Here is a 23,846-nt window from a genome sequence, read left to right on the forward strand (position 1 = left end):
TCTTAACAAAACATATACTTTTAATACGTATTCTCATCCTAAATTATATATTAAATAAGATTAGCCTAGGTATATATCCCATGCTAATCTTAAAATTCTAATCCCTATTAAAAAGATTTAATAAATCTTCCTTTGATAGTTTATTAAAAGCATCACTATTTTTTAGTTCCTCATTAATAATACTCTGAATAAGATTTTTCTTATCCTCCTGTAGCCTAATGATACTCTCCTCTATAGTTCCCTTAGCTATTAGTTTAATAACTTCAACTATATTCTTCTGGCCAATTCTATGGGCTCTATCTGTGGCCTGATCCTCTACTGCTGGATTCCACCATGGGTCAAAATGTATAACTGTATTAGCAGAGGTTAAATTTAATCCTGTACCTCCTGCCTTTAAAGAAATTAAAAACACCTTCACTTTATTACCCTTATTAAAATCTTTAACTAACCTAACCCTGTCTTTAGATTCTGTAGCCCCATCTAAATAAAAATACTCAATATTTTTCTCCTCTAGAAATTTACCTAAGTTACCTAGCACAGAAGTAAATTGGGAAAATAATAATATCTTTTTATTATTACTTATGTGTTCCTCCAATAGTTCCATTGCTATATGGACCTTACCACTTCCCCCTTTATAATCTTCAATTACAAGGGTAGGATCTAAACATATCTGCCTTAATTTTGTTAAATAAGAGAACACTTCTATTCTATCATTAGTATTCTCCTTAATTTTCTCTCTAACTTCTTTTATATAAGAACTATATATGGCTTTTTGTGTATCAGTCATTTCAACCAATACTTTTCTTTCTCTCTTCTCTTTTAAATCCTCTAAAACCTCGCCCTTAGTCCTTCTTAAAATAAATGGTTTAATCAAATCTCTAAGAAGTTTTATCCCTTTATCCTGATTATATATAACCTCTTTCTCAAAATCTTCTTTTGAATATAAATACCCTGGCATTATAAAATCAAATATGGACCAAAGCTCCATTAAATTATTCTCCATAGGCGTTCCTGTTAATGCAAATCTCATCTCTGCATTTATCCTCTTAAGAGAAATGGTGCTTTGAGCCTTAGGATTTTTTATATTTTGAGCTTCATCTATAATACAATAGTTAAATTTAATATCTTTATAGGTTTCAATATTATTTCTTAAAGTTCCATAAGTAGTTAAAATCACATCTGCTTCCTCTAAAGATTTCTTTATATCCTTATCACTTCCATGTATAATCTTAACTTTTAAACTTTCCGAAAACCTCTCTATCTCCTCTTTCCAATTATAAATTAAAGAAGTAGGAGTAACTATTAAAGATTTTTTATCTTTCTCTGAGGTTAGAAAAGCTATGGTCTGAATTGTCTTACCTAAACCCATGTCATCAGCTAAAACCCCTCCAAAGCCTAAATTACTTATGGTCTTAAACCACCTAAATCCCTCTACTTGATAAGGCCTAAGATTTCCCTTTAACCCTTTAGGAACTAATATATCTTCATTATTCATACTTATGATTTTCTCTTCTATATGCTTTAATAAATCAATACCTTTTCCTATGTTAAAACTTCTATCCTTTAAAGCTTCTAGAATATATAATGTCTTATTTTTATCTACTTCTATTGATCCCTCTTCCATACTTTTATTAGTAATCAATACTTGAATTAAGTTAAAAAATTCTTTTATACCTTCATCATTAAAGTCAATAAATATTCCATTTCTTGTTTTATAAAACTTATTCCCTTGCTTATAGCTTTCAAATGCACTATTTAGTTCTCTTTCTTTAATATCTCCAATGGTATAACACATTTTAAATCCCATATTATCTTCATAGAAGTCTAAATTAATATAAGAGGAATTATATATATTTATATTCTTAAATCCCTCTCCTAAAATGACCTTTCCTAAAGAATATAAGCCTTCTTTTTTCTTAGTTAAAATATTAAAAAGTTCCTCATCTCCTCCAATAAATTTAAGTCTATTTTCTACCCTAATAAACTTATATCCCTCTAGAGTCATAAGTATCTTTTCTTCTTTTATACTATTATAGTTATTATCTAGGATATTTATCTTTTCATTATTATAAGTTTTCTCTACATTGCAGTATATATTCCCCCTGTCTTTATATAGTAAAAACTCTAATTTAAATAATTCCTCTCCAAAAGCCTTTACTTCCTCAGAATAGGTAATATTACTTGAGATACTTTTTAATAAACAAGTAAGTTTATTATAATTTTCCACGGTTTTATTATATAAAATTTTATCTTTCTTTTTAAACTTATCATACAATAAGGAATATTTACTAATCTGATTTTTTGATGGTAAATATAATTCATCATTAAAAAGATATATGTCCCCTTCTTCACTTAAGGAAATAGGAAGTTTTTTATGAGTTGTTAAAACAAAACTATCCCCTTGAACTTTTAATGTAAAGTTAAGAGGTAAATCTTTTTTATAAATAGAGGGAGTATACTCTATATCATTGTATTTAAATTTAATTTTCTCTTCTTTAGTATAATATAAAAATTCCTTAAGCTCTCTAGAGCTTACTATAAGACTTTTACCTGATGATATATACTCTTTTCTATTAATATATTTACTAATTAACTCTATAATTTTTTTATCTTCTTCTGATATATCATAGTCTAGAGGATTATATGTAAAACTATGATTTAAGAAAATATTCTCCTTATTCTTTAAAGCTAATATAAAAGATCTTAAGTCTGAGATTAAGTATTTATGCTTTGCTCCTAATCTAAACTCTACCTCATAGTTATGATGTCCTTTTAAAAATCTATGGATTACATTCATATGAATAGTAACCTGTTGCTTTTTATTACTTCCCTCTATCCTTTTACTCTCTCTATTCCCTTCCTTATTATTTTTATAAAATGAATGTAGAAAACTGTATGCAGTAGCGGTTAAATGCTGACACATAAATAACTTTTTATTTATGGATATCTCTTTAAAATTTTCACAACTACATCTTACACTATTCAATTTTTTCTTTTTTAAATCTATTTTTATATGAGTTTTAATTTCCTCATTATTAATTGGATTTAAAACCTGTCCATATATATTATATATTCCTTCTATGTTCTTTCCTTTAATCTTATCTGCTAATCTCTTATTAAAAATTTCTTCTCCCTTTATCCTCATTAAGCTAGAGGAAGTTTTTAAAAGAATCTCCTCTAATTCCTTTATATTCATCTTCTCACCCCCTAAATTATTAATATATGTAAAACTATTTTTAAAAGATTCTTTATAAGTAAAAGCCTTGTTAAGCTAAAATTTTAAGATTATAGTCATAAATGTTTTATAAGTAATAACTATTATATCATAGGATTTAATTCCATTTAAAAGAGTATTCCTTATGTATTGAATAAAAATCCCTTCTACAATATATACTAACCTTAAATAACGCTAAATATTAAGGAGTGAAATTTATGGAAAGAGTACATTATAATGTATCAGGCATGGGTGGGACTGAAAGTAAAACCAAGGTTAAAAACGCCTTAGATAAAATAAAAGGAGTTCAAATGGTTAATGTAGACCTTGCTAGAGGAACTGTAGAGGTTGGTTATAATGAACCTGCTACCTCATCTGAAATTAAGGCTTGCATTGAAAATACAGGATACAGTATTTAATAAAATGGGATGTGTTAAAATCTATAATTATTGATTTTAGGCATCCCTTTTCCATCTTATATATTACTTTCTTTTTAATATATAAAATGTTCTATCCAAAACTTTAAATACATGTGATCTAATATAACTAGCAGTGTTGATATGATTTATTTCTGTCCATTTTTAAAACAGTATTCATGGTATAAATCCAAAATGTTATATACTGTAAATAGAAAACATATAATTAAAAGGACTAAATCCTGTTTAATGTAGGTTTTAGTCCCTTTCTATAACTTACTTTTAAAAGATAGCATCTTTTAAAAACGGTACTAATATCCAAATCAACATTACCAAAGCAACAATCCGTACAATTAGTGTAGTTTTTTTCACGCCTAGTAACTTAACTGTTTCTGGGGTACCAAATGGTAAAACAATAAATGTTCCAAATACCCCTACCCCTCCTATAATACTCATTATTACACCTATCTCTTTCCTTGCTGCCATTAATATTATTCCTAGAAATATAATAATCATAGCTATGGAGAGGGATATAAGAAATGCTTTTGTCCTTTTACTTGCATATTGCTCAAAGTTATTATAATTATCTTTGCACTGTATATCACAATAAGTTTTATCATTAGTTATTAATTTACCACAGTATAAACATCTTTTCTTACCCATACCTTTAATCACCCCTTAGTATAATTAATAACTTAGCATATTGAAGTTACCGCTATTTATCCTTAACCTCACAATGCATATAATTTTCTGCTTCATACCCCTTTACTACATAACCTTGTCCCTTAGAACAGAAAATGGAATTAGAGGTATAATCACTATCTCCCTCCTTATTATATCCTATTTTTTCAATTATCTCATCACTATTATGACAAGACTCATATCCCTTAAAAGTAAAGCTATAGCTTCCCTTTCCTTTAGTCAATGCCATAAATTCTAGTGGATAATTCATAAAGGTGGCTACTGGACCTACTCCTTTTATCACAGCGCTTTCATTAAATAACTCAGGTCCTGTGAATTTTCCATTTAACTTTTGTATATCTGCCATAAGTCTCCCTATTTTATCTATATGTACCTGAAATTTAAATTCATAATAAGGTTCAAGTAATATATTCTCTGCTTTCTCTATCCCCTGTCTTAAGGCCCTAAATGTTGCTTCTCTAAAATCTCCTCCACTGGTATGTTTATTATGAGCCCTTCCTGTAAGTAAAGTAATCTTTAAATCTGTTAATGGATATCCTATAAGTAATCCATTATGATCTCTTTCAAATATATGTTTATGTATAAGATTCTGATGCCCTAAAGATAGGTCATCTACATGGCATAAGTTCTCAAAAGTTATTCCACTTCCTCTTTCCCCACCTTCTATATTAAGATGCACTTCCGAATAATGACCTAAAGGCTCAAAATGACCATATCCATTAATGCTTCCATTAATAGTTTCCTTATATAAAATTTCACAGGGTCCAAAATCTACTTGAAACTTAAACCTCTCTTCTACAACCTTCTTAATCACCTCTAACTGAATAGTTCCCATAATATGAATATGTATTTCTTTTAATTTTTCATGCCATATAACATTTAAGGATGGATCTTCTTCTTCTAATATTTTAAAGCTCTTTAATACTTCCCTTATATTTAATTCTTCTGAAAAAATAACCCTAGACTTTAAGGTAGGTATCATATTATATTTTGTTTCACATTTAAACTCTCCTACTCCTTGTCCCACCTTTGCACTACTTAATCCTGTTACAGCAAAGATTTCTCCAGAAGACACCTCATCTAAAGGCTTAAATTTATTACCATTATACCTTCTTATTTGAGTTACTTTTTCCTGAACCTTCTCTCCATGTTTTTCATAACAAATCTCATCTCTCACTTTGAGACTTCCTTTTAACCCTTTAATGTAACTAATTCTTACTCCATTTTCATCATACCTTACCTTATATACAATTCCTCCAAATATATTTTCATCCCTATATTCAGTGTAGGTAAAAATATGTAGTTTTTCTATAAACTCTTTTATTCCAATATCTAATAAAGCTGACCCATTAAACACTGGAAACATTTCACCTTTTTTAATTAAATCTTTCATGGATTTCATCCATAGAATAGAGCTGTACTCCCCTTCTAAATACTTATTAAAAAGATTCTCATCCCTTTCAGCAATAAATTCAATAAGGGGCCCCGCTATGTTATCTTCACTAAATCCTTTATCTAAAAAATATGTATCCCTTGAAAGTTTTTCTTTAATTTCTTCTAATACTCTTTTAGGGTCTGCCCCTTCCCTATCTACCTTATTAATAAAGAAAAAGGTAGGTACCTTATATTCTCTAAGTAAACTCCATAGAGTTTCTGTATGTCCTTGAACGCCTTCAACACTGCTTATTACTATAATTGCATAATCCATTATTCCTATAGCTCTCTCCATCTCAGTAGAAAAATCTATATGCCCTGGAGTATCCACTAGAAAATAATTATCTTCCTTATAAGTAAATACTCCCTCATCTGAAAATATTGTTATTCCTCTCTCTCTTTCTATATTATTACTATCTAAAAATGAGGTTTTATGATCTACCCTTCCCCTCTCTTTTATACTATGTGTATGATAAAGTATTTGCTCTGCAAAAGTAGTTTTTCCCGCATCTACATGGGCTAATATCCCAATAGTTTTATTCATATTACCCCTCCATTTGCAATATAAATTTTATATATATATTGCATTAAATAATTTACATTTCATTGATTAATGACTTAATTGGTTTCGACTAAATCTAATGTAGTTTTAATATTAGAACTTATATATTAATTTAAATAAAAAAACTTACTACTTAGTTAATATTCTACTGTTCTTAAATTATATATTATCATATGACTCTTTCCTAGATTCTATATATATTTTATATAAATACACCCTATTATTTTTAAAATCTCTTTTTTAAGATTCCCCTTATTAGAGGATTATATTGAAATTCTCATATTACCGTAAAACTCAAAAGAAATAGGGACCATACTCCCTATTTCTTTTAAGCAAGTTTAAATAATATTCTTATCTTTAAACTACTAACTTATAATTAATCTTATATTAATTTCTATTGAGCCATATTATTAGGCTGACAGCCTTCTAGCCACTTATAAAATTTTCTCCTTTGTATTCCTCCGTATATTGGATATACAAAAGGTAGTATTCTATTTAATACTCTTGAAATAGTATAAAATTTAGATGGGTAAATAAATCTTTTATCTTTTTTAATTCCATCAATTACTGCTATAGCCACTTTTTCTGGGTCCTGCATTGGTAATGGTATCGGTGCTCTATTGGCAGCATTCTTGAAAAAGTTGGTTTTCGTTGCAATTGGATAAACCAGTGATATAACCTCATTTTCCCTAGTTTCATGATTATAAACCCTTCCAAATCCATTTATAGCATGCTTTGTTGAACAATATAGTGAATATCCAGGTAAAGGTACCTCACTAACAGCCGAACAAGTTATAATAGCTGAATATTTTCTATCTTTATTTAACTCTCTCATTTTTTCAACAGAGTATATTGGTGAAAACACATTTACACTAAAAATCTCTTCTATATGTTCCCAACTTGGAGTAGTTAAATCCTCACAATAAGCAAAACCTGCATTGGCTATAAAGATATCTATGTTTCCTAACTTTTTTTCAGCAAATTCAAATAGCCTGTCTACTTCTTCTTTTTTAGAAATATCACAAGAAAATGGTATTATGTTATCTCTCCTTTCAATTTTATTTATATTTCTTCCTACAGCTATAATTTTCACATCATACTCTTTTAACTTATTTAAAATTTCCCTTCCTATACCTGAAGAAGCTCCAGTAAGAATAATTGATTTATTCTTTAAATCCATATCCTTCCCTCCATTATAAACATTAATTTTATAACTATTATCTATTTATTTAAAATTGTTTACTAGCTACAAATGTCATTTCATTTAAATTGTGTATTCCATCATGAGAGGTTCCTGGATAATGTAGGGGCATTTCTCCTGGTTTTGTTACTATACTTACACCTAATAATGTGATTTTTTCTATAAAACTATTATCATCTCCGCTATATCCCATTGTTTGCAAATAATCTTTAAGATTTTCTTCCACATAATTATAAACTTCATTAATATCATCATATGGACATATAAAAATAAATCTATTAAAACATCTATCAATATCCTGTTTATCTGGCATTTTACTATTTAATATTACTGTATAATCTGCATTATAAGAGGAATATACTTTTACGTTTTCTATATCCATTAATCCATATTTTAAAAGGCAATATTGTCTATCTTGTATTATTTTCATAGAGCTCCAGGGATTTAAATATGCCTTAGGCAAAAGTTCAGTTAAAGACTTCAAATTATTAGATAATGATTCAGCAAAGTCTTTAGTATCTATATTATTATTAACAAATACTAATCTAGGGGATAGACACGCCTTTTGCTCCCAGAATACTATATCCCTTGCAACTAATTCTGATATTTTGGTGATATCCTCCGTATTATCTATAACCTCAAAACTTATCTTTGCACCATGCATAATTAAATGGCAATTGTACTTAGCACATAACTCTCTCATTATCTTTCCTGAGTAATCGCCACCCCAATGTATAACACAATTACTTCTCTTTACTATTGAATCATATACATCTCCCTCTTCACTATTAAAATAAATTACTGATAAACGTTCTTTAACGGTAATATCTATATCACATAAGCTTTTGTAAAAGGCATATGCAAAGTATGGTTCATCTCCTGATACCTTAACTAAATTGCAGTTTTTTGATAATAATCCCATTGAAATACTCATAGGAATAACAACAAAGGCATTACCAGAAATATTATGAAAGGTTACTCCTCTCGGCTGTCTGTGAACATATCCATAAGTGGTTTCAACCCAATTATCTAAGACTTCAATATTTCCTAGTTCCTCTTTAACTATTTTTTCAGTATTCTCACGTAAAAGCATTGTCATAGTATTCTCAAGTTCATAGGATACAAGTTCTTCACTTTGATTGGTTATCTGTGAAATTATCCTAATATGTTCTTTTGAATATTCCTTATCTAACCATAGTTTTGCACACTTATCTAATAATTCTATTGTACTTTCTAATGGAATGTTATGAGCTAATTCTTTATTTTTCTTTAATCTATCTAATTCAGAAATAATTTCGTCTTCCTTTGAACATAATAACTCAAGATTAAGATTATTTATGTTTCTTGATATAGCATTACTTCCACATGTATATTCTATTTTCATTATATGCCCTCCTTTACATTAAGAGTAGCCCCACATCCCTTAGCCTCTGATCCTTTAACTCTTCCTAAAATTCGTATAGTCATTAACTTACTACCACATTCTGGACACTCCTCCATAGATACTATCTCCCCTATATCATCTACTAAAATTGAAGCCCCAGCAAAAGCTGATGTTCCATAGGCATTTAACATTTGAATGAATCCTTTATCCCCTTCATTCTTAAGAGGCTTTAATGTCTTAATATCTCTAATCATAACCCTTCCCCATGTTGGAATATGAAATAAATAATCCTTATATTCTTTAGAATAATGTCCGGTTATAGGAAAGCTATTTTCTGTAAAAGAGTAACTATCAACAAAGTTTTCCTTTGGGACTCCAAGGAACTCAGAAACAATTTCAACAAAATCTTGTCTTCTCAATGCAGATCCCATGGACAAGTTCCCCTTTTTACCATCCCAACCTCCTCCTCCAGTGTGAATTATAGCATTCTTTCCTAATTTAACTGGTTTCATATTATCTTTTAGTTTATTTACTGAATCAAATAATAATATAGTTGATCCTCTTATGGAAAGATTATGATCCATATTATTATGATCTTCTAAAAAAGCTTTAAACGAATCCATATCTATTGTTAAATCTTCCTTATCCGGTTTTATAAGAAAGATTGTATTTTCGCTAAAGTTAAATATATCTAGCATATTACCTATATATGATTCTGTAGATTTTCCTAGTATAACTTGACTTTTATATTTTTTCATTACCTCTGGCTCTGGATAAAATACACAATCATAATCATTTAAAGATTTTAAAGATTTTTCTCTTTCAATAAATTCTTTGATTTTAATTATATCCTTTGTTCTTCTACCAACTATACTTGGATCTCCACTTGTACTACTAGAAACTGTCCACTTATCTAATTTATCAGCAGGAACTCTTAGTAAATCCTTAAACAGTCCATGAGATTTTTTAAAAAGTGTAGTTGTAAAATATGGTACTTCATCCATATCATTTTCTGATTTTAGGTTAATACTAGGATTAAATCCCTGATTATCACATAGCAGCTTATAAGCTGCACATTGATTATATTGTTGTACTAAATTTTTCTTATAATCCATAAAAAAGTTAACCCTCTCCATATAAACCTCCTAAATCATTTAATATTTTTAAACTGACCGGTCAGTTTATTTATACTCCTATTTTCTATTACTTTCAAATCCACTGATGGTTACTTACCCTTAAATTCATTCTATTTATTGGAAATATTGTAATTTATCTCTTCTTATCTTTAATTTTCATATAATTGTTTAAATACAATTAAAATTTATATCAATATTACCCTTGATTTTCTATATAAGTTTAATATCCTAATATTTTTTTCTACCTTTATTTATTAAATTATTATAAAAATACATTTTTAAAGATTATTATCTCAAGAATTTTTATAAAAATTAATAAGCATGAATTAGATAAAATCTAATTCATGCTTATTGTAAAAGCCTTAATATATTATAAATTTATAGTATTATAAACTAAGAATCTCCTAAAGAAAAATTCTCTGTTAATACATCATCTTTCAACAATTTTTTATAATACATAATAAAACAAATAAGAGTTATAATAGCAGCTAATATATCTGCTATAGGTTCCGCTACAAGCACCGCTAACAACTTATCTTCTAAAAAATTAGGCATTATAAAAATTAGTGGTATAAGCAATATTACCTTTCTAAGTAATGCTAAAAATAAAGATATCTTGGCTTGTCCTAGTGATAAAAAGGTTCGCTGACAAGCTATTTGAACTCCTAACATGAAAATTCCAAAGAAGAACACTTTTATATTTTTAGCTGTTATATCTACTAATTCTGGCTCATCACTAAATATTTTCACAAAAAACTCTGGTGCTATATTTAATAATAACCATAAAATCGTTGTATAAATAAAGGCTGTTACTAAAAATAACTTAAAGGCTTTTCTAACTCTTTCAAAGTTTTTCGCCCCGTAATTATATCCTATTATAGGCTGGGCTCCTTGAGCTAATCCCATAAGAGGCATATATATAATTTGCATTATACTACCCATTATCGTCATAGATCCTACAGCTAAGTCCCCCCCATATATCTGAAGACTATTGTTTAATGCTATAAGTACTAAACTCTCTGTTAATTGCATTATAAACGGAGAAACTCCTAATCCAAGTATTGAAATAACTATATTAAACTTTGGTATTAAGTAATTCTTTTTCAATTTTAATATGCTCTTTTTACCAAATAAAAACCATAAAACCCACAGTGCTGACACCATTTGTGCAATTATTGTAGCTAAGGCTGCTCCCTTAACCCCCATGGAAAATACAAAAATAAATATAGGATCAAGAACTATATTTATAGCAGCCCCTATCATAACAGTATACATTCCCATCTTAGCAAACCCTTGGGTATTTATAAAAGGATTCATTCCTAAAGCTATTTGTACAAACACTGTTCCTATAAGATATATGGTTAAATAATCCTCAGCATAGCCTATAGTAGCTTCACTAGCCCCAAATGCCCAAAGTATAGGTTCTTTAAAAATTAAGAAAATCACTGTTAATATTATTCCTATAATTATAAGCATAGAAAAGCTATTACTCATAATCTTCTCTGCCCCATCATTATCTTTTTCTCCCATCTTTATAGAGCATAACGGAGCCCCTCCAGACCCTATTAATGCGCTAAAAGCTGACACTATTAAAATTATAGGAAAGGCTATACCAACCCCTGCCATAGCTATGTCTCCACTTGGAAGTCTTCCTATAAATATTCTATCTACCATATTATATAAAACATTTACAATTTGAGCTATAATAGCAGGAAGTGATAATTTAAAAAGTAATGAACTTATTTTCCCCTTTTCCAAGTTAGTTCTTGTATCACTCATCCCCACACCATCCTTATTCATATTTCCTATACACTATATTAAAATACAAAACTTATCGTAATCCCTCCTATTCCTTTAAATATGTATGACACAAATCTAATTTTATCCTATATATAAAAAATTTGAAACCATAATTACTTTAAATACCTGTGATTTTAAATATATTATTGATTACAAATTAAAATAAGGTTGTATTATAAAACATATTTATGAATTATAATACAACCTCTTCTATGGATTAATTAACTATACAATATAATTAATAATTTATAATGTTTTCATCAGGTAAAATAATACTTTTACTAATATATTTATTTGAAATATATTTTCTTAAGCTAATCTTTTATAAGCTTCCATACAATATATATAATAATCTGTACTATAGTCATGTAAATTATAAAATAGAAGAACTTTAAAGAAAATACTGATAAAATACGTTCTAATGTGATTAATGGAGCAATTATAAGATCCAAGCTATGTAGCCTTAAAAATCTCCCAACATAAATAGCATAACTAGATAAAAAAGAGATAGTAGTAACAAATATAACACTATTTACTTTTTTAATACTGTCTATAAATGATCTATAGATAATCTTTAAAGATAGTAATCCCATACCTATTCCTAAAATCACGCCTGTAGCCATATAGGCAAAATGTTTCCATACATAAGGATTAGTGGTAAATCTAGATCTAATTACTGTATCCATATAATTTAGTTTAGCTAAATGAAAAAAATCTGTAATTAAATAAGGTGAATTAGGATAAAAGAAAAGCCATAATAATAGTAGCATCCAATATTTCATCTTATTTATTCGTCCTTCTTTATAATCTGTATTATCTATAACTACCGATATTTCAAGAGGTATATATGCTAAAGCTAAATTTAAAATCATAAAATTAAATCTTTCAACAAATAAGAAAGTAATTAATATATATAACCAAAATAGAACTCTAAATGCATATATATTAGGTCTTTCTTTATATCTCACCTTAAAATTTCTTAATATATTCAAATATTTTCTCCTAACTTATGATTTTTCCTATGCTTCCATTTCATATTAATTACTAGTACCTTGTCCATATTAAACTCAACCCTTGTTAATTAATGTTCCATAAAATTATTAAATGGTGTTTTAAGTTCTGTTGCCACATAAACCACAAGTAAAGCCCTTAATATCTCATCATCTATTTTTATAAATTTTACTCTATAATTATTAAACAAATACTCTCTTGCTTCTTCCATTGTGGAAAAAGTACTTTCTTCATAATTCATTATCTTTTTAGATACAGTAGCTTGAATTTTTCCTAATGACCTTTCATCGGTTCCAATCTTTTGTGCGAGTGTCCTTGATCTCCCTACATACATAGCCGCTTCATTATCATACATTATATATACACCTTTTACTGGTGAACTTTCCCCAAGTATCTCCTTCATTCTCCCCTCAGTAAGCCCATTAATTTTATAACTTGGTGAATCTAAAAGTTTCTTAAATAATAATGGTAACTCCTCAACATAATTAAAAAATTTTTTCATAAACCCCCCTCAAATATGGTTTCCCTTTAATAAATTAATATCATATATAAACTTGTTTTCTACAGTTTCCCCCTATAAAATATTCCCTTCTATAGTAATAAACTCCTCTAAAGTTATGGCTTTTTTATATCCTAATATTTCTCTTGAGGCTTTTAAAATTCTTTTGTCCTCTGTCACTATAATATATTTTTTATTACTATTAGCTAAAGATATTAAAATCAAATCATTTTTAGATAACTTATTATCATTAAAATAATAGGCTTTATTATTCTCACATACTTTTATGTTATTTTTATTAATAAAATCTTCTATATCAATGCCCTTATAGTCCTCTATATAACTAATTAAATCTAAAAATCTTTGTGACAAAATATAAGTACCTTTATACCTGCATCTTTCTTTTACTGCTATCTCTTCTGCTATATTTTTAGGTATTATATATTTAAAATTTTTATTTTCTTTCATAAGTTTAAAAAATTCTGGCTTTTGATTCCATAATTTTATTACTATATTAGAATCTAAAACATAGGTAATCATATTAGTTCTCACCAACTTTTATTTATATTTATTATTTACTTTTATATTACTCTCACAGTAATCAATAGACCACTGATAAAACTTAATTTATCAATGGTCTATTATAATATATAAGAAAACTTAAATTTTTTATATATTTATCTTATACTCTTTTTATTATTGAGTTATACAGACTTTCAATAATACTTGTTGGAAATAATCTATTCTCGAAAATCATAATTACTGACAATAGAGCCTCAACTATTCCTATAATAAAATAGATAATATGCAAGAAATTAATTGAATTAAGCATTATACATTGCACAACAATCCATATTACTAAAGCTAAGCTAAAAATGCTACTTATATATCCTTGATATTTTAACTTAAAAGTAAAAGTTAAGGCAGCAAGAATATTCCCAATGCCTATTACAGTAAATAAAATGATTCCTGGTATTAAAAAATTATTAAAAGGAGAATTTTTTAATACATCAGTATGGATACCCATTGGGCTATTAGGATTAAGAATAGCGGCTAACCCTCCAGCCATAGCCCCTATTCCTACAAACACATGTAAAGCAAATAATAACCTATATAATCTTTTCATTTTATCTTCCCCCATATTTTAATACAAATTCCCTTTACTTTATCATGATATAAATTTTCTGTTACAGATTAAATAAAAAAGCTATTACTTATTTTAAAATACTATTAATAATGGAATGTAAATAAAAAGGTGAAATCCAATTGTCATTATATGCTGATTCACCCATTATGGAGATCATTTATTTTCATCTATTTGCTTATATTTAGCTAAAAATGGACTTATTAAGATAATTATTACTATATATAGTCCCAAAACCAACATAGCATTTGTTTTTCCTAAACTTAATAAATAATCTTTAAATAGTATAACTAATAATGGTATTAATGCAGAAATTGACCATCTTGAAAGCTCATTGATTCTAAATCTGGAATTACAACTTTTACACTTTATGCTTTTATAGCCTTGAAAAGTTGAAGATAAAAGTTCTATATATGAAAATTTTTTTTGCATTTACAACATCTTTGCATGATAACCCCCTAAAAATCATCCTATACAATTTTAAAAATTTTCCCTTAAAGAAACAATATACCTAATTATACCATTTCTTATAAGAACTTGTTATAATATATGTAAATTCATATATTATAAAGGTTCTTAAGTAGCTTTTATATTAAAATAAGCCCATTTTTTTCTAAGTTCTTTCCATAATATAAGATTAAAAGATAACTTAATATGTGTTATATAAATATTGGAACATAATTTAATCTAATGTTGAAATCTTATATATTTTTAAATGTATGCACATAAAGGAGGATTATAATGATTTATTATAATAAAGATAATATACTTATACGTTCTATGATAAAAAGTGATATTAAAAATTTGGTTCATGGTTTTACAGAACAAAATTGGCATAAATCATATGAACTATTTAATGATTACTATACTCAACAAGAAAATAATGAAAGATTAGTTATTATTGCTGAAATAGATGGTGATGTTGCTGGATATGTAACGCTACTTTCCTTTGCAAAAACTGGTCCTTTTGCATATAAAAATATACCTGAAATTGTTGATTTTAATGTCCTTATTAAATATCAAAAAAGAGGTATAGGAACTAAGATTATGAATGTAGTAGAGAAACTTGCAAAAGAGAAGAATGATTTCGTTTCTCTATCTGTAGGACTACACTATGGCTATGGATCTGCTCAAAGAATGTATGTAAAGCGAGGATATATTCCGGATGGTACAGGTGCTTGGTATAATGGAAATCAACTAGAACAATATGCTAGCTGTTCAAATGATGATGACTTGACACTTTATTTCCTTAAATCCTTAAAAGAAATTAAATAAATATTGTATCGCCTGATATTTAGAGATTATTGCTCAATATATCTTAGTTGATAATTAGTATAAATTAAGTTAGGAGAAATCACCTTTTACCGATCTTAAAAATTCATATATTATAAACCATAATCAAATATTTAATCCCTTTAATATAAAAAATAGCCTTGAAATTCAATAAAGTGATTTAACTTATTTAATTAGTTAAATCACTTTATTATGTGTATATTTTCATAATTTCTTTAGTTCTGTTAATTCTTCATCAGTAATATTACGCCATTTACCTATGTCTATTCCACAAACAGTCATATTAATAATCCTAATTCTCTCTAGCCTAATAACTGTATATCCAAAGGTTTTACTCATTCTTCTAATTTGTTTATTTAATCCTTGAGTTAAAATAATTGAAAATGTATCTTCACTAATTCTAGTGACTCTACAGGGTCTAGTTCTTACATTACAAATTTCTACTCCTTTGCTCATCCCTTCTATAAATAAATCATCAAAGGGTTTATTTAAAGTTACTATATACTCCTTTTCATAATGATTTTCTGATTGCAGAATTTTATTTGATAATTCACCATCATTAGTCATTAATATTAATCCTTGAGATTCCTTATCTAATCTTCCAACTGGAAAAATATATTCTGGATAATTTATAAAATCAATTATATTATTCTCCACTTCTTTAGCAGAAGTACAAGTAACCCCTACTGGTTTATTTAAAAGTATATATACCTTATGTTTTTTCTTAATAGGCTGGTTATCAAGGAGTATTATATCCTCTTCCTCTACCCATTGTCCTTTAATACAAGGTTCTCCATTTACCTTTATTCTATTCTCTTCAACAAATCTATTTGTTTCTCTTCTTGAGCAAATTCCATAATTACTAAGTAGTTTGTTTATCCTCATCCCAAGTCTTTCTCTCTCCCTTATATCATCTTTATGTTTATCCTACAAACAGTTATTTTACTTTATCCTATAGATTATAACATAATTAATTTTACTTATTTACAATAAACTTCATCATAAAAATTTTCTTTAAACTTTTCTAATGTCTCCATCTTAAGTCATATTCTATTTTAAATTTTAATCTTAACAATTTAGGATAAGAAATTATATTTGTAAATGTTATTATATAGTTATCCTAGGAAATTTAAATGAGGTGACTTCATGGAGTATATTAATTTAATTCAAAAAACCATTGATTATGTTGATGCTAATATTCATGATAATTTATCTGTAGATGATTTGGCCAAAATTGCAGGTTTTTCAACCTATCATTATTATAAAATCTTTAGTAGTTTTGTTAACTTATCAGTAATGGACTATGTAACAAAAAGAAAATTGCAATTTGCTTTACATGATTTAGCTAAAGGGGGAAGGATAATTGATATTGCAATGGATTATGGCTTTGAAACCCATGCTGGTTTTAATAAAGCCTTTAAACGCACCTTTGGTTATCCTCCAAGCTTATATAGGCTTCATGCTCCTAAAGGGCTTCCCCCGAAAATTAATTTATTATATTTAAAAGAAAATTTAACTGGAGGTATTGTTATGGAACCTAAAATAATAGACATGCATAGTTTTAAGGTTGCTGGGTATGAATTTAAAAATAACCTTAAGAACGTGTTACGCTCAAAAGACATTCCCGCTTTCTGGTCTCACCGTGGTTTTGATGGTAATAATTGCGAGGAAAGGCTATATAAACAACTAAATCCACAAAAACATGGAGAATATTGTATTTGTGTTAACACTGATATGAATACCGATGATTTTTCATATGTAATGGCTGTTGCTGTTGATAATTTTGATAAGGCCTCTGAGGATATGTATAAGCTAGAAATTCCTTCTGCTACCTATGCTGTATTTACTACTCCACCGGTTCATGAAGATGAATTTGTATCCTCCATAAAGGGAACTTGGACATATATACTTCAACATTGGTTCCCCAATTCCCAATATGAAATTGATGAAAGTAAACTTGATTTTGAGTATTATGATGAGCATTGTCACCCCTCAGAATATGATAAAATTTCAATGCAAATCTATATTCCTATAAAGAGAATATAAAGTTTATTGAAGTATGTTAGATTTATTAAAGTATGTTAGATTTATAAAGGTATGTTGAGTGTATAGAATAGAAGTATGTTAAATTTATAGAGATATATTAAGTTTGTAAAAGTATGCTATTGTTCATAAAGGTATTTTAAACTCCAAGAGGGTAATTCAAAATAAAAACTTATTTTAAATTACCCTCTTATTGCTAATTGTTTAATTTCTTATAAGTATATTTTACTTTTATAATTTTCACTATTTATATCCATTCTCTTTAGCCATTGCTTCATCTTTAATTTCTTTTCTCATAGCATTAAGAGCCTCATCTCTTCTTTCATTTTTGGCCATAAGATCTTCTCTTGTTTTTTCATCATCTGTTATTTCAATCATTTCTTCAGCCTTATGAATATTTTGAATGGTATTACTAATATTGCATTGAATTTTATCTACATTATCTCTTCTATCATCTGGTTTATTCTTCATAATTTTATTTCTCCTTTGTTTCATCATAAAAATTTATTATTAAAAATACTAAGGTTTTAAAGTTATTAATTTATATAACCAAACCTGACTTTTTTATTATATGTGTAAATATATTTATTATACGATGAGGGTAATATATAAATATTGTTATATATTTTGTGATGACTTTACACAACAATCTATAATATATAAAAAGTATTTGTATTCTATCTTCAATAAGATTTTTAAGTTTATCTCACTAAATATGAAATAATAACAATTTAAACTATACATACTATTTTTTATTAGTGTTAATCTTAACAATATGATATTATTAATTGAAATTAAAAATAGAGATTACTAATGAAAGGTATGAAATGATGAATTTTAAAGACTTAGGAATTAATAAAGATATAATAAATGTGCTAAAAAACTCTGGTATTAATACTCCCACTGAAATTCAAGAAAAAAGTATTATACATATTAAAGAAGGAAGAGACCTTATAGCTGAAGCTCAAACTGGTACTGGAAAAACCCTTGCCTTCCTACTTCCTATATTTGAAAATATATCTCCAAATATAAATACAACTCAAGTTTTAATAATTTCTCCTACAAGAGAATTAGCTATTCAAATTACTGAAGAGGCTATGAAACTTAAAGAAGGTAAAGATATAAATATTTTAGCAGCCTATGGTGGTAAGGATATAGGCTCTCAGCTTAAAAAACTTAAAAATAATATTCACTTAATTATTGCTACTCCTGGTAGACTTTTAGATCATCTTAGAAGGAAAACCATAAATCTTAAAAATCTTAAAACATTAGTATTAGATGAAGCTGATCAAATGTTACTTATGGGATTTAAAAATGAAGTTGAAGAAATTATGAAAGAAACTTCTAAAAAGCATCAAGTTCTTTGTTTTTCTGCGACTATGGACTCTCAAGTAAAAAAACTAGCTTATAGATATATGAAAGATCCTGTAGTTGTATCTATAGAAAAAGAAGAAATCACCTTAAATAATATTAAACAGCAAGTAGTTGAAACTACAGATAGATGGAAGCAAGATTCCTTATGTAAGGTTTTAGATGAGGATAATCCATTTATGGCTATAATATTCTGTAGAACTAAAAGAAGAGTAGATAATCTTGAGGCAGCACTTCATCAGCGTGGATATAACTGTGCAAAATTACATAGTGATATACTTCAATCAAAGCGTGAGAGAATAATGAAATCTTTTAGAAATGCTGATATTCAATATTTAATAGCTACAGATGTAGCTGCTAGAGGGCTAGATGTAAGTGGTGTTGGTCATATATATAACTATGATATCCCTGAAAATGTAGAGACTTATATACATCGTATTGGTAGAACTGGAAGAGCTGGAGAAGAAGGATACACTTGTCTATTTATTGATCCAAAGAACAAAAATGTCTTAGATGAAATAGAGAAAGAAATTAAACTTACTATCCCTAGAAGAGATGTGAATTTAGATTAACTATAAAATTGTAATATAAAATTTACTTAGAAATTCTATATAAAGCTTTAGTTTTTAAAATTAATTTATGCATATATATAGGTTGAGATAAAGCAATAATATCTTAATAAATAGGTTAAAAGTTTATATTAAAGTCCTATAAAAATAAGGTATGAAATTTAAGATAAATTCTTAAACTTCATACCTTATTATATTAAATAAATATATTTTTTCTAAAGTTCTCTAAAACCCTTAGATAATATTTATTTATAAGTTTCTACTTAATATTAAATAAAACAACTATCCTTAAAAAGAATATTTTAGATTAATCTTCTTCCTTATCTTCAAATTGACTATTATAAAGTTTTTCGTAGAAACCACCTTTTTTCATTAATTCCTCATGATTTCCCTGCTCTATAATATTTCCATCATTTATAACTAAGATTAAATCTGCATTACGGATGGTTGAAAGCCTATGAGCAATAACAAAGCTAGTCCTTCCCTTCATTATATTCTTCATAGCCTTTTGAAGTAATACTTCTAGTCTAGTATCAACAGAACTAGTAGCCTCATCTAATATTAATATTGCAGGATCTGATATTATAGCCCTAGCTATGGTTAATAATTGTTTTTCCCCCTGAGATATATTAGAAGCTTCCTCATTAAGGAACATATTATATCCCTCTGGAAGGGTTTTAATAAAGTGATGTACATTAGCTATTTTAGCTGCCTCTACAATCTCTTCCTTAGTTGCTCCAAATCTACCATACTCAATATTATCATAAATTGTTCCATTAAATAACCAAGTATCCTGTAGTACCATTCCAAACATTGACCTTAGGTCTTCACGCTTCATCTCCCTAGTATCTACTCCATCTATCTTTATGGAACCGCCCTTAATATCATAAAATCTCATAAGTAAGTTTATTAATGTGGTTTTTCCTGCACCAGTTGGTCCAACGATTGCTACCATCTGACCACTTTTTATCTCTGCACTTAAGCCCTTTATTAACATATTATCATCGGTGTATCCAAACTTAACATCTTGGAAAGTAACATTTCCACGAGGATTATGGAGTCTTACTGAAGTTTTAGAATCTGGAACTTCCTCTTCTTCATTTAATATTTCAGCCACACGTTCAATGGATGCAAAGGCTGATTGAATTGTAGATGAAAGCTGAGTAACCTGAGAAAGTGGCTGATTTATCTGCCATATATAACGTATAAATGCCTGTAAGTTACCTACTGTAATAGCTCCGCTAATGGAATAAAATGCTCCAATAACACCTATGGCAGCAATACCTAAATAACTTACTAAAGAGATTAAAGGAGACATTATACTAGATATAAATTGAGCCTTAAATCCTGTACTACAAAGTTCCTCATTTATACTTTCAAATTCCTCTATAGCCTCTTCTTGCTTTCCATATAACTTTATCTCATTAAACCCTGTGTATATTTCTTGAACCTTACCATTTAATTTACCTAATGCTTTTTGTTGTTTAGAAAATAAATTTTGAGATTTATTAACTATAACTTTAGAAATTAAATAACTTAAAGGTATTATAAGCATAGCTAAAAGAGCCATGTTAAGATTAATTCTAAACATCATTATAAGAGCTAAAGTTAAAGACAATACGGCATTAACCACTTGAACAAAACTCTGCTGCATTGCATTAGAAATTGTATCTACATCATTAGTAATACGACTTAATACATCTCCATAAGTATTTTTATCAAAATAACTTACTGGAAGTTTTCTAATCTTATCTTGAATAGCATCTCTTAGATCCCTCATGGTATTTTGAATAGCATTGGTTAATAAAGAAATAGCTATATAGGTTGATATTGCACTAGAGGCATAAACTCCAGCTAAAATTCCAAGGGTTTTCAAAATATAACTAAAGTTTACTGAAGCCCCTTCAACTCCTTTTATCATGTTAAAGGCATCTTTTGTAAGCTGTGTTATTATTAATCCTTCTGTCATTGGAGCAAGAGCATTAAAGACTGCTGCTGCTATTATAAATACAATGGCAGTAATAAATGGTACTCTATAAGGTCTTACAAAGGTAGCTAGGCTGTTTATACTAGTTTTAAACTTCTTCATTATGCTAATTCCTCCTCTGTAAGCTGAGATGATGCAATTTCATGGTATATTTCACAGGTCTTTAATAATTCCCTATGAGTACCCATGCCTACTACTTCTCCTTCATTTAATACTATAATTTTATCACTATGAAGTATAGAGCCTATTCTTTGGGCTACTATCAAAACTACAGCATCTGTGGTTTCTTCCTTAAGTCTTGCTCTAAGAGTTGCATCTGTTTTAAAATCTAAGGCAGAAAAACTATCATCAAATATATAAATCTCTGGTTTTCTAACTACTGCTCTTGCAATAGATAATCTTTGTTTTTGTCCACCAGACACATTAGATCCACCCTCACTTATTGACTCTTCAAACTTTTTAGGTTTATGAGTTATAAAATCATAAGCTTGAGATACCTTTGCAGAGTGCTCTAACTCTTCCTTATCTGCATCCTTCTTACCAAATTTAATATTACTTCCTATAGTTCCTGTAAATAATAGAGTTTTCTGTGGTATAAAGCCAATTTTTTCACGCAGTGACTTTAAATCATAATCCCTTACATCTACTCCATCTACAGTTATACTACCCTCTGTAACATCATAAAATCTTGGAATTAAATTAATTAATGTACTTTTTCCACTACCTGTACTTCCTATAAAGGAAATTGTTTCTCCCTTTTTAGCTGTAAAGGATATATTTTTAAGTACAGCTTCCTCCCCATTTGGATAAGCAAAGGTAACATTTTTAAACTCTACTAGTCCCTTCACCTCTGTATCTCGAGTTCCATTTTCCGGACTTTCAATAAGAGGTTTCTCATCTAATAATTCCTGAATTCTATCAGCTGAAACCTGTGCTTTAGGATACATAACAAATACCATTGAGAATAACATCATAGAAAACATAGCATGGAATAAATATTCTATAAAAGCTACCAGTTGTCCAACTTGAAGGCTTCCAGTATTTATCATATTACTTGAAACCCAGAATATTGCTATTATTGCTATATTTAATAATAAGAAGAACATTGGCTGAGAAATAGCCATAAGCTTATGCAACTTTTTAGATATGCTTGTATAATCTTCATTGGTCTTTGCAAATCTTTTTCTCTCATGATCATCATTACCAAAGGCTCTAATTACCCTTATTCCTGTAAGATTCTCTCTAGATATACGATTTAATTTATCCAATCTTTTTTGTTGTATTTGAGACATTGGGTGAGATTTTTTAGCTATAATTATTACTCCAATTACTATAAAAGGTATGGTTACTGCTAATACTATAGATAATGATAAACTTGTTTTAAGAATCATTACTAAGCTTACGGTAAACATTATTGGGGTAATTAATGCGGTTCTTAATAAAGTATTTGTAAATAATAATAATTGGAAAGCATCATTAGTGGTTCTCGTAATCATGGATGATACCCCAAACTTATCATATTCACTGTGGGAAAATTCTTGAGACTTTCTAAAGACATCATTTCTCATATCTCTAGTTATACTAGTTGATATCTTAGCGGAGCAGTATCCAAGTAATATGGTACCCATAACCCCAACTATAGAAATAACCACAAGTATAAGTCCCATTCTTTTTATATAACTTACATCATTATTTGCTATACCAATATCAATAATTTTAGCCATTATTGTAGGTATGCCTAACTCAACTAAGGCAAAACCAAAAATTGATATTACATTTAATGCAATAAGAGGTTTATAATTTTTTAAATATTTTAAAATTAATTTCATTAAGTGTTCTAAACTCCTTTCTTCATATGTTTTATATTATCTCAATACAACTAACTCTCATTATGGTATAAAGTATATTATATACCATGTTTTTTTAATGTCCATATTTTTTTTACTTTCTATATATATTTTTCTTTTTCTTCTTAAATATATACACCTCTATTTTTAGAAAAATTATTTATATGACTACAAGTTATTATTTTATTTTTTAATACCTTTTCTATTTTTTACTATAAAAAACTCCAACCTAT

General features: G+C 27.9%; 20 protein-coding genes. 4 read left to right on the plus strand and 16 right to left on the minus strand.

Features of this window, described 5'->3' with window-relative positions:
- Window positions 1-97: 97 nt before the first annotated feature.
- Window positions 98-3,196 (minus strand): DEAD/DEAH box helicase, encoded by a 3,099-nt coding sequence (locus BR69_RS0100865; RefSeq protein WP_027631482.1) that lies wholly within the window; start codon window positions 3,194-3,196, stop codon window positions 98-100.
- 236 nt (window positions 3,197-3,432) lie between these two features.
- Here BR69_RS0100865 and BR69_RS0100870 point away from each other — a divergent pair, with 236 nt between their 5' ends.
- Window positions 3,433-3,633 carry a heavy-metal-associated domain-containing protein gene (locus BR69_RS0100870; RefSeq protein WP_027631483.1) on the plus strand — a complete coding sequence of 67 codons (201 nt, stop codon included), beginning with the start codon at window positions 3,433-3,435 and terminating at the stop codon, window positions 3,631-3,633.
- Between the two features lie 279 nt (window positions 3,634-3,912).
- On the opposite strand, the gene BR69_RS0100875 is transcribed toward BR69_RS0100870, so the two are convergent.
- The 11 genes from BR69_RS0100875 to BR69_RS0100925 all read right to left on the minus strand — a co-directional run bounded on the left by BR69_RS0100875 (window position 3,913) and on the right by BR69_RS0100925 (window position 14,935).
- A complete protein-coding gene (locus BR69_RS0100875) occupies window positions 3,913-4,293 on the minus strand; it encodes a DUF2116 family Zn-ribbon domain-containing protein (protein WP_027631484.1) in 381 nt (126 codons plus the stop codon).
- 52 nt (window positions 4,294-4,345) lie between these two features.
- Window positions 4,346-6,310, minus strand: a complete 1,965-nt coding sequence (locus tag BR69_RS0100880; protein ID WP_027631485.1) for an elongation factor G — start codon at window positions 6,308-6,310, stop codon at window positions 4,346-4,348.
- A gap of 412 nt (window positions 6,311-6,722) precedes the next feature.
- A complete protein-coding gene (locus tag BR69_RS0100885; RefSeq protein WP_027631486.1) occupies window positions 6,723-7,508 on the minus strand; it encodes an SDR family NAD(P)-dependent oxidoreductase in 786 nt (261 codons plus the stop codon).
- Window positions 7,509-7,557: 49 nt separating this feature from the next.
- Window positions 7,558-8,913 carry an acyl-CoA reductase gene (locus BR69_RS0100890; protein ID WP_027631487.1) on the minus strand — a complete coding sequence of 452 codons (1,356 nt, stop codon included), beginning with the start codon at window positions 8,911-8,913 and terminating at the stop codon, window positions 7,558-7,560.
- The gene (locus BR69_RS0100895; protein ID WP_027631488.1) at window positions 8,913-10,049 is read right to left on the minus strand and encodes a LuxE/PaaK family acyltransferase; all 1,137 of its coding nucleotides are present in this window, start codon (window positions 10,047-10,049) and stop codon (window positions 8,913-8,915) included. Before BR69_RS0100895 ends, BR69_RS0100890 begins: the two co-directional genes overlap by 1 nt.
- 393 nt (window positions 10,050-10,442) lie before the next feature.
- Entirely contained in the window at window positions 10,443-11,828 is a 1,386-nt protein-coding gene (locus BR69_RS0100900; RefSeq protein WP_027631489.1) for an MATE family efflux transporter, read from the minus strand.
- A 335-nt stretch (window positions 11,829-12,163) separates the two neighbouring features.
- Complete coding sequence (locus tag BR69_RS0100905; RefSeq protein WP_027631490.1) at window positions 12,164-12,841, minus strand: DUF1361 domain-containing protein; 678 nt, start codon at window positions 12,839-12,841, stop codon at window positions 12,164-12,166.
- Window positions 12,842-12,930: 89 nt separating this feature from the next.
- Complete coding sequence (locus BR69_RS0100910) at window positions 12,931-13,362, minus strand: hypothetical protein (RefSeq protein WP_027631491.1); 432 nt, start codon at window positions 13,360-13,362, stop codon at window positions 12,931-12,933.
- Window positions 13,363-13,434: 72 nt separating this feature from the next.
- A complete protein-coding gene (locus BR69_RS19630) occupies window positions 13,435-13,899 on the minus strand; it encodes a PIN domain-containing protein (protein WP_051623433.1) in 465 nt (154 codons plus the stop codon).
- Window positions 13,900-14,041: 142 nt separating this feature from the next.
- Window positions 14,042-14,485, minus strand: a complete 444-nt coding sequence (locus BR69_RS0100920; protein ID WP_027631492.1) for a hypothetical protein — start codon at window positions 14,483-14,485, stop codon at window positions 14,042-14,044.
- 174 nt (window positions 14,486-14,659) lie between these two features.
- The gene (locus tag BR69_RS0100925; RefSeq protein ID WP_027631493.1) at window positions 14,660-14,935 is read right to left on the minus strand and encodes a TIGR04104 family putative zinc finger protein; all 276 of its coding nucleotides are present in this window, start codon (window positions 14,933-14,935) and stop codon (window positions 14,660-14,662) included.
- Window positions 14,936-15,244: 309 nt separating this feature from the next.
- Here BR69_RS0100925 and BR69_RS0100930 point away from each other — a divergent pair, with 309 nt between their 5' ends.
- The gene (locus tag BR69_RS0100930) at window positions 15,245-15,778 is read left to right on the plus strand and encodes a GNAT family N-acetyltransferase (RefSeq protein ID WP_027631494.1); all 534 of its coding nucleotides are present in this window, start codon (window positions 15,245-15,247) and stop codon (window positions 15,776-15,778) included.
- A 222-nt stretch (window positions 15,779-16,000) separates the two neighbouring features.
- Here the strand turns inward: BR69_RS0100930 and BR69_RS0100935 are convergent, their stop codons facing one another.
- Window positions 16,001-16,681, minus strand: a complete 681-nt coding sequence (locus BR69_RS0100935; RefSeq protein ID WP_027631495.1) for a pseudouridine synthase — start codon at window positions 16,679-16,681, stop codon at window positions 16,001-16,003.
- A gap of 261 nt (window positions 16,682-16,942) precedes the next feature.
- Between BR69_RS0100935 and BR69_RS0100940 the strand changes: the two genes are divergently transcribed.
- A complete protein-coding gene (locus tag BR69_RS0100940) occupies window positions 16,943-17,842 on the plus strand; it encodes an AraC family transcriptional regulator (protein WP_027631496.1) in 900 nt (299 codons plus the stop codon).
- Window positions 17,843-18,082: 240 nt separating this feature from the next.
- Here BR69_RS0100940 and tlp read toward each other — a convergent pair whose 3' ends face one another.
- Window positions 18,083-18,310 (minus strand): small acid-soluble spore protein Tlp, encoded by a 228-nt coding sequence (gene tlp / locus BR69_RS0100945; RefSeq protein WP_027631497.1) that lies wholly within the window; start codon window positions 18,308-18,310, stop codon window positions 18,083-18,085.
- Window positions 18,311-18,669: 359 nt separating this feature from the next.
- Here tlp and BR69_RS0100950 point away from each other — a divergent pair, with 359 nt between their 5' ends.
- Window positions 18,670-19,782, plus strand: coding sequence for a DEAD/DEAH box helicase (locus BR69_RS0100950; protein WP_034849011.1), 1,113 nt, complete (start codon window positions 18,670-18,672; stop codon window positions 19,780-19,782).
- Between the two features lie 304 nt (window positions 19,783-20,086).
- Here BR69_RS0100950 and BR69_RS0100955 read toward each other — a convergent pair whose 3' ends face one another.
- Both BR69_RS0100955 and BR69_RS0100960 read right to left on the minus strand, forming a co-directional pair.
- Window positions 20,087-21,868, minus strand: a complete 1,782-nt coding sequence (locus BR69_RS0100955) for an ABC transporter ATP-binding protein (RefSeq protein WP_027631499.1) — start codon at window positions 21,866-21,868, stop codon at window positions 20,087-20,089.
- Window positions 21,868-23,595: an ABC transporter ATP-binding protein gene (locus tag BR69_RS0100960; RefSeq protein WP_027631500.1), complete on the minus strand. Its 1,728-nt coding sequence runs from the start codon at window positions 23,593-23,595 to the stop codon at window positions 21,868-21,870. The genes BR69_RS0100955 and BR69_RS0100960 overlap by 1 nt, the downstream gene beginning before the upstream one ends.
- Window positions 23,596-23,846 lie beyond the last annotated feature (251 nt).

The organism is Clostridium hydrogeniformans DSM 21757 (genome assembly GCF_000686705.1).
GTDB lineage: Bacteria > Bacillota > Clostridia > Clostridiales > Clostridiaceae > Clostridium_Z > Clostridium_Z hydrogeniformans.